Source organism: Pandoraea soli (assembly GCF_902459595.1).
GTDB classification, from domain to species: domain Bacteria; phylum Pseudomonadota; class Gammaproteobacteria; order Burkholderiales; family Burkholderiaceae; genus Pandoraea; species Pandoraea cepalis.
Window position 1 is genome coordinate 229,923 of the sequence record NZ_CABPSG010000001.1, and the last position, 12,651, is coordinate 242,573.

A 12,651-nucleotide genomic window follows, 5' to 3' on the forward strand; every position below is an offset into this window, starting at 1 on the left:
TGCGGTGTTCACAAGAAACACGCGGAGATGCACCATTTGATGCACGTCAACGTCTCACCGGACACCCGCCGCCTACCGCGCCTGCCGGCACTACGCTGGGAAGCTAAGGCACCGCCGATATCGGCCCTGAATCCGCGCTGACGGGACGCGCCTCCGTAGCGCTCTGCAAGGAATACGCACTGTGTCAGACGACATCGAGAAGTCACCGGAAGCTGAGGCCGTCGGTCGTCCCGACCTGCGAGGCTCGTCACCGGGAGAAGCCGATACCCACGCCGACCTTCCGTTCACGGGACGCCGGCTGCGCGCCCGCAGGGTACAAATCGACACGTTGCGCGAAGCCGTTGCTTACCTTCGGCGCGATAGCCTGATCTGCCGCTCAGAAGGTTTCGCGGCGCAGACGCGTCTGCAGCTTGAATACCGGACAGCAAGCGTCGTCGCAACCCTACAGACCGTGACGGGCGATTGGGTGGAACTCGACGAGATCGGTTTGAGCGAAGCGGCCCTGGCCGCGCTTGATGTGTCCGAGGGCGAATGGGTGCGCGTGCGTCACATGCCGCCGATCGAGTCCTTTCGCCACGTGCGAGGCCGTATGTTCGGCGAAGCGTTTACGCCCGCAGCACTCGATGAGGTGATCGGCGATATTGCCGCCGGCCGCTATTCCTCCATCCATATCTCGGCATTTCTGACCGCATGCACGGGGAATCGGCTCGCGGACGACGAGATCATTTCCCTCACGCGCGCGATGGTGGCTACGGGCGAGACCCTGCATTGGCAGGCGGACTGCATCGTCGACAAGCACAGCATTGGTGGCCTGCCAGGCAATCGCACCACACCGATCGTGGTCGCTATCGTGTCGTCGCAAGGGCTGATTATGCCGAAGACGTCGTCTCGCGCGATCACGTCGCCTGCGGGGACCGCCGACGCCATGGAAACGCTGGCCCCGGTCGATCTGCGTGCCGACGAGATGCGCCGGGTCGTCGACGCCGTTGGGGGTTGTATCGTCTTTGGCGGCGCGGCGGGCCTCAGCCCGGCCGACGACATTCTGATTCAGGTGGAGCGCCCGCTCGATCTGGACAGCGAAGCGCAGATGATGGCCTCCATCCTGTCGAAGAAGCTCGCCGTCGGCGCTACGCACGTGCTGATCGACGTGCCGGTCGGCCTGACCGCCAAGATTCGATCTCAATACGCCAGCACCCTGTTTTCCGAACGGCTGCGCACGATTGGCCGGGCGCTCGGACTCGAAGTTTCGACCTATGTCTGTGCGGGCGCCCAGCCGGTCGGACGCGGCATAGGCCCCAGTCTGGAGGCGCGCGACGTTTTGTCCGTGCTGCAAAATCGCAGCAACGCGCCGGTCGATCTCGCCGACAAGAGTGTTGACATCGCGGGCAGACTCCTGGAAATGGGCGGAAAGGCCCTGCCGGGCGAAGGCCAGGCATGTGCGCACCGCATTCTGTCCAGTGGGCTGGCGTGGCGGCAATTCCAGAGAATCTGCGAGGCCCAGGGCGGCATGCGCGAGCCATTGGTCGGGCGGCATAGCAAAGCCGTAACGGCCCGCCACAGTGGCGTGGTCACCGCCGTCGACAATCGCCATCTGGCGCGGGTGGCAAAGCTGGCGGGCGCGCCGGCCGCGCCGAGGGCTGGGGTAGTCTTCGAAGCACCGATCGGAACCCATGTGGTTTCGAGACAGCCCCTGTTCACCATCTATGCGGAAAGCGAAGGAGAACTCGAGTACGCGTACGAGTATGCGTGCCGCTTTCCAGCCATCGTCGCTGTGGGGGAATCATGAAGGATGTCGTGGTCTATTCCATGCCCGGGGACGAATCCGTGGCCCGATCGCTCGCTCACGCCCTCGCTTGCCCTGTGCAGCGCCTGGATATTCATCGATTTCCCGATGGCGAACAACGAGTGGCGCTCGAAGGGCCGCTGAGCGGGAAGGCGGTCGTCATGGTCTGCTCGCTCCACCGCCCCGATGCCAAGATACTGCCGCTGATCTTCGCGGCGGACACCGCGCGAGACCTCGGCGCGCGCAATGTCGTCCTTGTGGCGCCGTACTTGTGCTATCTGCGCCAGGACGCGCGCTTCCATCCGGGCGAATCCGTGTCCGCCTACAGCTTTGGCCGGCTGCTCAGTCCGCACATCGATGGCCTGGTGACGATTGAACCGCACTTGCACCGGCTGCCGTCGCTCTCGGCGGCCTACGCCGTTCCGGTGCGCTCTCCCCACGCCGTCGCCGCCACGGCCGCGTGGATCTCGGCGAACGTGCCAAATCCGCTCATCGTGGGGCCGGACGACGAAAGCGAAGCGTGGGTGGCACAGATCGGCGAGCGCATCGGCGCGCCGTCGGTCGTCGCGCACAAAACCCGGGAGGCCGACGCCAAGGTCAGTGTCCGGTTGCAGGTGCCAGCGACGTTTGCGAAACGCACGGCAGTGATCGTCGACGACATTCTGGCGAGCGGGCAAACGATGGTAGCCACCGTCAAGGCGCTGATTCGCGCCGGCTTCGGCAACCCGGTCTGCATTGCCGTTCATGGACTGTTCGACGGCATCAGCGTCGACGATCTCGTTGCCGCTGGCGCCAGCCGGGTCGTGACTGCCAACACGGTGCCGCACGCGTCAAACGCCATCGATGTGACGCCAGCGCTGGCCGAGGCGTTGCACGACCTGCTCGATACACTTCCGAAAAAGCCATGATCGTCGGCGGCAGGCGGACGAGACATCCGCGCTGCCGTGCCGTGCGCCGCGCACCTCACGGCGAGATGATGACCTTTAGCGCATGCGTGTTCGCGGCGTCGCCAAATGTCCGGTACGCGTCGAGAATTTCGGCAAGCGAGAAGTGGTGGGTGATCAGCACGCTGGGAGAAAGGCGTCCCGATTGCACGGTCTTGAGCAACATCGGCGTCGCCGCCGTGTCGACCAACCGGGTCGTGATGCTGATGTTCCTGTCCCACAGCGACTCGAGATGTAAATCGACCTTGCTGCCGTGCACCCCGACATTCGCGATGACGCCTCCGGCGGCGACGATCGCCTGGCATAGCTCGAACGTCGCCGGCACGCCGACGGCTTCGATAGCTGTATCGACGCCGCGCCCGCCGGTCAGGTTCCGGATGGTCTCCTCGGCGGCTTGCCCGGGAGACAGCACCGTCGTGGCGCCGAGTCGCGTTGCCACTTCCAGCCGCGAGGCATCCGGATCGACAACGATCAGTTGCGCGGGCGTGAAGAACTGCGCGGTCAACAGCGCCGCAAGGCCGATCGGACCTGCGCCGACAATCGCCACACTGTCGCCCGGTTTGACTTTGCCGTTGAGCACGCCGCACTCGAATCCGGTCGGCAGAATATCGCTGAGCATGACCAGCGCATCGTCATCGATGCCCACAGGCGCATGGTAAAGACTGGTGTCGGCATGTGGCGTGCGGACATATTCGGCTTGTGTGCCGTCGATCCGATTGCCGAGAATCCAGCCACCGGCCGCGCAATGCGAATACATGCCACGTCGGCAAGCCTCGCACTTCCCACACGATGAAATGCACGAAATCAGCACGCGGTCGCCGGGCTTGAACGCGGTCACGGCGGTGCCTGTCTGAACGACCTCGCCTACCCCCTCATGTCCCAGGATTCTCCCAGGCTCCACCGTCGGCACGTCACCCTTGAGAATATGCAGATCGGTACCGCATATCGTCGTCTTGGAAACGCGGACGATGGCGTCGGTTGGCGCGATCACCTCCGGCATGGGTCTGTCCTCCAGCGCGATTTGCTGTGGACCGTGGAATACCAGCGCTTTCATATCCGAACTCCGTATCGCGTGGTGTCAGTGCGACATCAGCACCGGCACCGTCATGGTTTCAAGTAGCGTGCGAGTCACCCCGCCGAGCACCCATTCCTGCATTCGCGAATGGCCGTAGCCCCCCATCACGATGAGGTCAATGCTCATGTCGGCCACACGGGAGAGCAAATCCTCTCCCACGGCAATGTCGTTGGCGCCGCGCTCGGGCGTGACGCGCACATTGACGCCATGACGGGCGAAGAACATCGCGATATCGAGCCCCGGGATCGGCCCAAGGACATCCGTTTTGCTTCCTCGACTGACGTGCATCACATGGACGGTCTTCGCCGCCTGCAAGAAGGGCATGGCGTCGGCCGCGGCGCGCGCCGCTTCGCGCCCGCCGTCCCACGCGACCAGGATGTTATTGAACGCACGCGGTACCTTGCCCGCATACGGCAAGATCAGGACAGGCCGACCAGCGGCGAGCACGACCGACTCGACGAATCCCATGGCCGGTATCGTTTCGGGGTCGCGTTGGTCTTCTTGGCCGACGATCACCAGATCCGCATAGCGCGCGTGGGTTTGCATCTCGCGAATCGTGTCGAATCGGGGCGCCAGCCATTCGGGACTGACGGCCTGACGGCGACATATCTCCATGAACATCTGCTCCGCTTGCTCGAGTCGCTTGGCGTCGCTCTCCGGCGACGACGGCGGCGGTACCCCCATGCCCCCAATATCGGTGACGTCGGAAAATAGCGGCATGTGGAACGGCAGGTAGATGCCCGTCAGGTGGGCCGGTAGCCGACAGGCAAAGTCCACGGCAAGCTCGACGCGTGCGCGGGATTGCTGACTGTTATCAACGTGAACAAGCAGCGTCCGGTAGGTCATGGTGACTCTCCAATGGGGGCGATCACCTTGTACTCTAGTTCGACGCCGGGCCCCCTCCGTTGACACGGATCAAGGCCTGACTTGACGACGACGCTTTTACGTCCGCGGTCCGGGGTTTTGCGCTTGTCACGCGCGATGCCTTACGGATTGACGAGGATGGGAAAATTGCGCCAGCAGTGCTACAAAGACGGAATCCTCGGCATGAGAACCGACAGGGGGCAACGTACATGGCCAAATTGACGTTTCGTGGGGCAATACAATCGCTTTCGCAGCAGTCAGATGGCATCACCCTCGCCCTGCTGTGTTCGATCTGCCTCGCGCTTGCGGCATGGAACTGGGTCGCCGTACGCACCACCATGCAGGCTAACGTCGACGCGCGATTCGACTTGCGCACGACGGCCGCGACGGACAAGCTCGCGATCGCCCTCTCGGCTTATCGCGACACCTTGCATAGCGCACTCGACCGGCTGGCGATGGCGCCTCGGCCCGACGAAAACGCCTGGGGAGCGTATGCGCAAAACATGCGGGTGGCGGAGCGATTGCCCGGTCTGGTGAGCTTCGCCCGATGTCAGCGCACGGGCGACACCATCGAGCGTGTCTTCGCCTATACCATCGGCGACGACACCGTATTCGGTCCGAGCGGTTCGATGGCACTGCCAAGTGGTACAAATACAACAGGAAACCTCGTCACGAGGACATCGCCGACGACGGGGCGCGCGTATTGGATTTTCCTGTCCGACACCAGCCGCCCGTCGTTATGCGCGTACGCCGTTGCGGATATCGACGCGCTCGTACACGTTTCCATCGGGCCGCTTCTCCATGACATTGCGCTGACGGTAAGTACCCGGGACGGCGCGAACCAACCCATCCCCATCTTCGACAGCCTCTACCCTCGGGCGCCCGGCGAGCCCCGCCCCCGCGTCGGCTACCAAACGCAAGCGAGTCTGCCGTACGGGGAAAAACCTGCGCTGTTTCTCACCTTCACCGCGTCCAATGAATTCGCCTCGCTGCGCGGGGCCGGCGTGGCCAACTGGGCCCTTGGGCTGGGGCTCCTCATGACCGCAGTAACGACGTTCGCCTGGGCCCTCACCCTGCTGGCGCGACGTCACGCGCAACGGCACAGCGAACGCGACGCGGGGGACAAGCGACGCCGCGAAAGCCGCCTTTTCAGCGTGATCCAATCCGTGCGCGAGGCCATCATCACCGTCGATGATCAGCAACGGATTCAGATCTTCAATCCGACGGCGGAAAGCGTGTTCCGATGCAGCGCCATGGAAGCGATCGGCGAGCCGCTCGCGCGGTTCATCCCGGAGCGGTTTCGGGATGCACATCATCAGCATATCGAGCGTTTTGGCATGACCGGCGTGTCGGAGCGCCTGATGGGGCGAGGCAGGCCGCTCTGGGGACTGCGCTCGGACGGCGAGGAGTTTCCGATGGAAGCGTCGATTTCGCAAAGCGCCGACGCGGCCGGCAAGTTCTATACAGTGGTGTTGCGTGACGTGACCGAACAACGGCAAATTGCGAATGCCCTGCAAACGTCTCGCACTGAACTCGAAAAGCTCAATGCACGCCTCGAAGCGGTTCGGGAGGATGAAAAGCTACGGGTCGCCCGGGAGTTGCATGATGACCTGGGCCAACGGCTCACCGCCTTGAAAATGGACACGGCGCTGCTCAAGCGCGCCTTGGGCGATCAGGCCACCGTCAGCGGCGATGTCAAAAGAATCGAGCAATCCATCGACGGTATGGTCGCCGCAGTGCGCCAAATGGCCGCTGACCTGCGCCCTCCGATGCTCGATGATTTGGGGCTTGGTCCCGCGATCGAGTGGTACACCCGGGATTTTGCACGCCGGTATGGCGTGGACGTCGATTTTACGGAGGCACACAGTCTGCCCCCGATTCCCGCCCCGGTCGCAACGGCGCTATTCCGGATTGTTCAGGAGTCTCTCAACAACGTCGCAAAACACGCCAGGGCGACGTCGGTCACCATCGAATTGTCATGCGATCGCGAATGCCGGCTTCGAATTTCCGACAACGGTCGCGGTCTGCCGCCAACGCGCCCGAAATCGGATTCACTCGGCTTCATCAGCATGCGTGAGCGGGCACGCTTGCTGGGCGGCACGCTGGAAGTCCGCAGCCCATCCGAGGGCGGAACGGTTGTCACCACCGTGATTCCCCTGGAGACGTCGGCACCGGTCCACTCGCGCGACGACTGAATCCGGCTATGGCGCGCGAATCTGGAGTACCGCGGCACCTGAAAAGGCGCCTCGACGCAGATCGCTCAAGGCGACATTCGCCTGTTCGAGCGGGTAGATTTTCGTCGTGACGTGCAACGGAATACGTTCGGCGAGCGCCAGAAACGTCAGCCCGTCGTCTCTCGTCAGATTGGCGACCGATCTGACCTGCCGCTCGCCCCAGATCAGGCGGTAGGGGAACGCCGGGATATCACTCATGTGGATGCCTGCGCACACGACGGTGCCGCCCCGATCCACGGCTGCAAGGGCTTGCGGGACAAGATCGCCGACCGGGGCAAAGAGGATCGCGGCATCCAGACGCTTGGGCGCCGGCGCGTCGCTCGCGCCCGCCCAGCAAGCCCCGTTGGCCAACGCAAAGGCCATCGCCGCTTCGTCGCCGGGGCGTGTGAAGGCATAGACTTCCCGCGATTGGGCGTGGGCGATCTGGGCAATCAGATGGGCGGCGGCACCGAAGCCGTACAGGCCGATCCGTCGTGCATCGCCTGCCATGCCGAGCGAGCGGTAGCCGATCAGCCCGGCACACAGCAGCGGCGCGGCGGTGGCGTCGTCGTAGCGCTCTGGCAACTTGAAGGTGAAGCGGGCTTCGGCCGCCGTGTATTCCGCATAACCACCGTTAAGCGTATACCCAGTGAAACGTGCGGACTCGCATAGATTTTCCCGATGACTCTGGCAAAACCGGCAGTGTCCGCATGTCTCGCCTAGCCAAGGGACGCCGACCCGATTCCCGATCGCCAGTCCGCGAACCTCCGCGCCGAGTGCGGCCACCGTCCCGACAATCTCGTGCCCGGGGATGATCGTGTCGGGCACGTCCGGCAGGTCGCCATCCACCACATGGAGGTCGGTGCGACACACGCCGCACACGCTCACGCGCACCAAGACCTGCGTGGGCCCCGGGACAGGAATCGGGATATCCACGAGCGTGAGCGTGCCGTCCCGCTTCGACATCTGCATTGCTCGCATACGTGCGTGCCAAGGAAACGGGGAAAAGAGACGCGGCTAATGCGACAGGGCCGCCATCTCACCCAGGCGCTTGGTATCGAGCAGCGTGATTTCGCGTTGCCTGACGCGCAGCGTATTCTGCGCCTGCATGCGCGAGAGCATTCGACTTACCGTTTCCAACTGCAGACCGAGGTAGCTGCCGATCTCCTCGCGCGTCATGCGCAGCAGGAACGAACTGGGGGAGTACCCGCGAGCGGCGAGCCGCGCCGAGACGTCGAGCAGAAAGCTGGCCAGCCTGGCTTCGCCGCGTGCGGTGCCCAGGCGCAATAACTGGTTCTGCTCTCGCACAATGCCTGCCGCGATCAACCGATGCATCTGCCGCATGATCATGGGCACTTGTCCTGCAACGGCTTCCAGATCCGCGAACTTGATCGCGCAGACCTGGCTATCCTCCAGCGCCACCGCTTCCGACACCTGCCGGCCAAAGGCGATGGCGCCCAGCCCAAGCAGTTCCCCGCCCATCATGTACCCCGTGACTTGTTCCCGGCCATCCGGATGCATGATGACAGTTTTGAACGAGCCCGCACGCACGGCGTATAGATGCTCGAGAGGGTCGCCCGGTCGAAACAGCACTTCGGCGCGGCGAACGGTACGACGCACCCGGGTCACGCCGTCCAGACCGCGGGCAGATGCATCGGAAAGGCCTTCCGGCAGGCAAAGCTGACGCAGGAGGCAGGTGCTGCACCGGGGCACACCGTCATCGATATCGTTGAATGCCCGATGCACGCGAATACTCTGTGGGTAGGCCTCGGGGGCGGGATCGAGCGGGCGGAAGGAAGCATACATGGCGGACTCCGGTGGACTGGCCTGTGCAATCGACGCCTTCAGTATCGGAGACGGACACCGGAAAGAAAATAAGCGCGCGACGCGATCTTTTGTCAGCCGTGATGGCGCTCTGTAGGCCATGGCTGACAGACCGCGCTGTAAAACCGCGCGGTCAGAGGCTGTCCCGTAACAAATTGTGCTTGATCGCGTAATGGACCAGATCGGTCTGGCTCCTGAGGTCAAGCTTCTGCAGCACGCGAGCCTTGTAGGTGCTCACGGTCTTGGCGCTCACGCACAAGGTATTGCCGATATCGCTCACGCTCAGACCCCGGGCCAGCATCAGGAACACGTCGAATTCCCGGTCGGACAGGCGCCGGTAGCCCGGCGTGTCACCAGCGGCGCTTGCCAGGTCCTGTGCGATCCGCTCGGCCATCGCCAGGCTCAGATAAACGCCGCCGGCAACGACTTTCCTGACGGCCAGCACTAACTCTGACGGTGCGCTTTCCTTCGTCATATAACCGGCGGCTCCCGCTTTGAGGGCACGCACGGCGTACTGTTCTTCGCCGTGCATGGTGAGCACCAGAATCGCCAGGCGCGGAAATGATGCCTTGATCTGCACGATCAGGTCGATGCCGCTGCGTCCGGGCATCGAGAGATCCAGCAGAAGCACATCACAGGGCGTCTGCTCAAGCAGCGCCATCGCCTGCGCGCCATTCGCGGCCTCGCCTACGATCTCGAGGTTCTCGCTGCCGGCCAGGATGCGCTGCAACCCGGCCCTTACCAGCGTGTGATCGTCCGCTACGATGATGCGAGTCATGCGCCGGCCTCTGCGTCGCTTTGTGCATTTGGAGGTATCGCCTTCGCGATACGCGGGTGTATGAGATCGCACATCCGTCCGGCCGATTTTACACGCTCGGCTCGTTTGCGCACATTGCCTCGCGCCATGCCCGTGCGACCTCGCCAGGCGCGACCGAAGTCTCACGACACCGCATTGCCCGCCTCGGCCGCCGTCGGCGGAATGAGGATGACAGGGCGCTGCGCCTGTCTCGCGCAGTTCTCCGCCACACTCCCCAACGCCAGACGTTGAACACCGCGCCGGCCGTGCGTGCCGATGACGATCACATCGGCCTGGTCTTCGTCGGCCGCCACGTTGATCTGGTGCGCGACATCGCCCCCGAGCGGCAGGAGTTCCCGGATCTCTACGTCACCGTCAACGCCGTCCCCCTTGAGCCGCTGGGTGGCCGTATCGCGAATCGCTTTGCCCTGCAGCCGCATCGCTTCGATAAACGGAAACGGATCGGCATCGGCTACGTAGGCCACTGGAATGTCCACGACAAACACGACATGCAGGTGAGCGTTGCGCGCCTTGGCGAGCGCCAGCGCATAATCAAAAGCCTTATCCGACGTGGGGCTGCCGTCGATGGCGACCAGAATGCGTTTCAACATGATCTCACCCCTGCTCGGCGTCGGTTGCGGCCGTGGACGGGCCCTGCGGCGATGGGGCGGGCCCGGTCACCAACATGACCGGCCGATGCGTTTGCCGAAGCACTTGCTCGGCAACGCTGCCCATCAAGAGCCGCCGCACGCCCTTGCGTCCGTGCGTGCCGAGCACCAGGAGATCGGCATGCCACCGCTCGGCTTCCCGAATGATGGCGTCGGCAATCGTGCCGCCCCATGCGCGCAGATCGATGGAGCGTGTGTCGGCCTGGATCCCTTCTTCACGCAGCGTCTTGTAGGTATCGCTCAACGTCTGCTGGTTCTCGGAAATCAAGGCGTCGCGGACCGCTTCGAGATCGATATGGGAAGCGAACGCGGCCTGATAGTGGGCGAAAGGGTCGTCGATCACATTTACTGCCCGAACGACGTCGTCGGGCATCGCGAATCGGATGGCTTCATGCAAGGCGCGCCAAGACGTCTCGCTACCGTCCGTGGCAAGTAGTATTCGATGAGACATTGCGTCGTCCTCAGTAGCGTCAACCGGTGAACTCGACGACAGGTCGGGGAACAGCGAGCGCGAAAAACGCGGTAGCAGCGAGGTTCGCGCGCGGGCCGAGTCAACCGTCTGCCATCGTGACGATTACACGGTAGCGGCAGTTAAGCGAACGGTGAGCGAACGCGAACACGGTCCTTGATACACATCAACGTCCACGGCCACGTCGGAGGAGGATCCGGCGCCGGAGGACTATTCTGCCAATACCGGGCGCCGTGTTGCCGCCCGGCCAATGTGCGAGGTGTGTTCATGCAGTTGCGCTTCTTGGGGGCCGCCGGCACCGTGACCGGTTCCAAGACCCTGCTTTCGGCCGCCGGCAGGCAAGTTCTGATCGACTGCGGCGCCTTTCAGGGTGTGAAGAATTTGCGCGCTCGCAACTGGGCGGCGCCCGCGTTCGACGTCGAGCGACTCGACGCCGTGGTACTCACGCACGCCCATATCGACCACAGCGGCTACCTGCCTGTGCTCGCGCGGTACGGTTACAAAGGTCCGGTCTATTGCACGTCCGCCACCCGCGATTTATGTGAGATTCTGCTGCTCGACAGTGCGCGACTCGAGGAGGAACAGGCGGCGTTCGTGAACCGTCACGGAAAGTCGAAGCACCAGCCTGCGCTCCCGCTGTTCACCGCTGAAGACGCACACCGTGCGATCGCGCTGCTCAAGCCGCTGCCATTTGATGCGCCGTTTCAAGTGTCCCCCGAGATCACGCTGCACTTCTGGCATGCCGGCCATATTCTGGGCGCGGCGATGGCGCAGTTCAATGTCGGTACCCGGAAGTTGCTGTTTTCAGGCGATCTGGGACGGCAGGACGATCCGATCATGCTGCCCCCGGCAGTCCCCGAGTCACCGGATTTCCTGGTGTTGGAGTCGACGTATGGGGATCGGCTGCACGACCGGACCGATCCCGGCGCGCAACTGGCGGAAATTCTGAACCGAACGTTCGCCCGGGGGGGCACCGTGATCGTGCCGGCGTTTGCCGTTGGTCGTGTGCAGAGCCTGCTTTACTGGATTGCGAAGCAGAAGGCGTCCGGTGGCATTCCGGACGTGCCGGTCTATCTCGACAGCCCCATGGCGATCAACGTCACGAAGACTTACTCGGCCCATCAGACCGATCATCGCTTGAATCATGTCGAATGCGCGGAGATGTGCGGCGCGGCGACGTTCGTCACCGGTGTCGAGCAGTCGAAATGGCTCGATACCCGCGCCGTCCCCCTGGTCATCATTGCGGGCAGCGGCATGGCCACCGGGGGGCGCGTGCTGCACCACCTCAAGGCGATGGCAGGCGACTGGCGCAACACCGTGCTCTTTACTGGCTTCCAGGCGCCCGGCACCCGCGGCGCGACCCTGGTCGGCGGCGGCGAAGTCAAGATTTTTGGCGAGTACGTTCACGTGGGCGCCGAAGTCGTGCAACTCGACACGCTGTCCGCTCACGCCGACTACCAGGAGACGCTCGCCTGGCTTTCGAAATTCGACAAACCGGTCCGGCACATCTTTCTCAATCATGGCGAGCCGGCCGCGTCCGATAGCCTTCGCCGGCGGATTGCGGAGCGCCTCGGCTGGCCTTGCCATGTCGTGGAACCGATGGAACAGGCTTACCTGGAGGGAGACGAAGCCATTCCTGGCCACACACCCGCCGCGACCGGCGCGTCCGACGATCGCCATCGCAGCCCGCGCGCATCCGAGGAGTTGGGTCATGAAGATTGAGTTTCCGCACGTCGCGCCGGCCTATAACGGCGACGACCTGACGATCGAGTTCGCGGCCGATCTTAACCACAAGCGTGTATTGTGTGCCATCTCCGCCGAGGCGCTGGAGGATCACTTTGGCGCGAAATCGTGCAACGTCGACGATCTGATGGCCGCATTCCGAGCGAATCGACCGGCCATCGAGAAAATGACCGAGCGCTACCTCGGACTCTGCCTCGGCGCGCCGGTCTTGTTGCGCAGCGGCCATTTCCGCTGGGGCATGGAGTGTCCGCCGTCTCGGGATGGCTAGCGTG

The 12,651-nt window shown here is 63.6% G+C and carries 12 protein-coding genes and 1 pseudogene; 5 read left to right on the forward strand and 8 right to left on the reverse strand.

The genetic code is table 11. The features are described 5' to 3' along the window. Positions 1 to 181: 181 nt before the first annotated feature. The gene (locus PSO31014_RS00905; RefSeq protein WP_150549879.1) at positions 182 to 1,786 is read left to right on the forward strand and encodes a thymidine phosphorylase family protein; all 1,605 of its coding nucleotides are present in this window, start codon (positions 182 to 184) and stop codon (positions 1,784 to 1,786) included. Further along, on the forward strand, positions 1,783 to 2,691 hold the full coding sequence (locus tag PSO31014_RS00910; RefSeq protein WP_150549880.1) for a ribose-phosphate diphosphokinase: 909 nt from the start codon (positions 1,783 to 1,785) through the stop codon (positions 2,689 to 2,691). Before PSO31014_RS00905 ends, PSO31014_RS00910 begins: the two co-directional genes overlap by 4 nt. A gap of 55 nt (positions 2,692 to 2,746) precedes the next feature. On the opposite strand, the gene PSO31014_RS00915 is transcribed toward PSO31014_RS00910, so the two are convergent. Both PSO31014_RS00915 and PSO31014_RS00920 read right to left on the reverse strand, forming a co-directional pair. After that, positions 2,747 to 3,781, reverse strand: a complete 1,035-nt coding sequence (locus tag PSO31014_RS00915) for a zinc-dependent alcohol dehydrogenase family protein (RefSeq protein WP_150549881.1) — start codon at positions 3,779 to 3,781, stop codon at positions 2,747 to 2,749. 24 nt (positions 3,782 to 3,805) lie between these two features. Then, entirely contained in the window at positions 3,806 to 4,648 is an 843-nt protein-coding gene (locus PSO31014_RS00920) for a universal stress protein (RefSeq protein WP_150549882.1), read from the reverse strand. Positions 4,649 to 5,199: 551 nt separating this feature from the next. Between PSO31014_RS00920 and PSO31014_RS00925 the strand changes: the two genes are divergently transcribed. Continuing rightward, positions 5,200 to 6,861 (forward strand): PAS domain-containing sensor histidine kinase, encoded by a 1,662-nt coding sequence (locus tag PSO31014_RS00925; protein WP_174976328.1) that lies wholly within the window; start codon positions 5,200 to 5,202, stop codon positions 6,859 to 6,861. A 6-nt stretch (positions 6,862 to 6,867) separates the two neighbouring features. Here the strand turns inward: PSO31014_RS00925 and PSO31014_RS00930 are convergent, their stop codons facing one another. From PSO31014_RS00930 to PSO31014_RS00950, 6 genes and pseudogenes are all read right to left on the reverse strand, one after another. After that, on the reverse strand, positions 6,868 to 7,860 hold the full coding sequence (locus PSO31014_RS00930) for a zinc-dependent alcohol dehydrogenase family protein (RefSeq protein ID WP_150549884.1): 993 nt from the start codon (positions 7,858 to 7,860) through the stop codon (positions 6,868 to 6,870). A 36-nt stretch (positions 7,861 to 7,896) separates the two neighbouring features. Next, complete coding sequence (locus tag PSO31014_RS22895; RefSeq protein ID WP_425494837.1) at positions 7,897 to 8,229, reverse strand: helix-turn-helix domain-containing protein; 333 nt, start codon at positions 8,227 to 8,229, stop codon at positions 7,897 to 7,899. Positions 8,230 to 8,304: 75 nt separating this feature from the next. Then, positions 8,305 to 8,805, reverse strand: a pseudogene (locus PSO31014_RS22900) (cyclic nucleotide-binding domain-containing protein); the annotation flags it as partial. A 31-nt stretch (positions 8,806 to 8,836) separates the two neighbouring features. Then, positions 8,837 to 9,481: a response regulator gene (locus PSO31014_RS00940; protein WP_150549886.1), complete on the reverse strand. Its 645-nt coding sequence runs from the start codon at positions 9,479 to 9,481 to the stop codon at positions 8,837 to 8,839. 161 nt (positions 9,482 to 9,642) lie between these two features. Then, the gene (locus PSO31014_RS00945) at positions 9,643 to 10,110 is read right to left on the reverse strand and encodes a universal stress protein (protein WP_150549887.1); all 468 of its coding nucleotides are present in this window, start codon (positions 10,108 to 10,110) and stop codon (positions 9,643 to 9,645) included. Positions 10,111 to 10,114: 4 nt separating this feature from the next. Continuing rightward, complete coding sequence (locus tag PSO31014_RS00950) at positions 10,115 to 10,618, reverse strand: universal stress protein (protein WP_150549888.1); 504 nt, start codon at positions 10,616 to 10,618, stop codon at positions 10,115 to 10,117. Between the two features lie 285 nt (positions 10,619 to 10,903). Between PSO31014_RS00950 and PSO31014_RS00955 the strand changes: the two genes are divergently transcribed. Both PSO31014_RS00955 and PSO31014_RS00960 read left to right on the forward strand, forming a co-directional pair. Continuing rightward, entirely contained in the window at positions 10,904 to 12,358 is a 1,455-nt protein-coding gene (locus tag PSO31014_RS00955; RefSeq protein ID WP_150549889.1) for an MBL fold metallo-hydrolase RNA specificity domain-containing protein, read from the forward strand. Further along, entirely contained in the window at positions 12,348 to 12,647 is a 300-nt protein-coding gene (locus PSO31014_RS00960; RefSeq protein ID WP_017234428.1) for a DUF1488 family protein, read from the forward strand. Before PSO31014_RS00955 ends, PSO31014_RS00960 begins: the two co-directional genes overlap by 11 nt. Positions 12,648 to 12,651: the final 4 nt, after the last annotated feature.

Excerpts from the sequence above, each read along its gene's own strand:
- PSO31014_RS00910 (WP_150549880.1), top strand. The coding sequence starts at position 1,783 with ATGAAGGATGTCGTGGTCTATTCCATGCCCGGGGACGAATCCGTGGCC.
- PSO31014_RS00915 (WP_150549881.1), bottom strand. The coding sequence starts at position 3,781 with ATGAAAGCGCTGGTATTCCACGGTCCACAGCAAATCGCGCTGGAGGAC.
- PSO31014_RS00920 (WP_150549882.1), bottom strand. The coding sequence starts at position 4,648 with ATGACCTACCGGACGCTGCTTGTTCACGTTGATAACAGTCAGCAATCC.
- PSO31014_RS00930 (WP_150549884.1), bottom strand. The coding sequence starts at position 7,860 with ATGCGAGCAATGCAGATGTCGAAGCGGGACGGCACGCTCACGCTCGTG.
- PSO31014_RS22895 (WP_425494837.1), bottom strand. The coding sequence starts at position 8,229 with ATGATCATGCGGCAGATGCATCGGTTGATCGCGGCAGGCATTGTGCGA.
- PSO31014_RS00940 (WP_150549886.1), bottom strand. The coding sequence starts at position 9,481 with ATGACTCGCATCATCGTAGCGGACGATCACACGCTGGTAAGGGCCGGG.
- PSO31014_RS00945 (WP_150549887.1), bottom strand. The coding sequence starts at position 10,110 with ATGTTGAAACGCATTCTGGTCGCCATCGACGGCAGCCCCACGTCGGAT.
- PSO31014_RS00950 (WP_150549888.1), bottom strand. The coding sequence starts at position 10,618 with ATGTCTCATCGAATACTACTTGCCACGGACGGTAGCGAGACGTCTTGG.
- PSO31014_RS00955 (WP_150549889.1), top strand. The coding sequence starts at position 10,904 with ATGCAGTTGCGCTTCTTGGGGGCCGCCGGCACCGTGACCGGTTCCAAG.
- PSO31014_RS00960 (WP_017234428.1), top strand. The coding sequence starts at position 12,348 with ATGAAGATTGAGTTTCCGCACGTCGCGCCGGCCTATAACGGCGACGAC.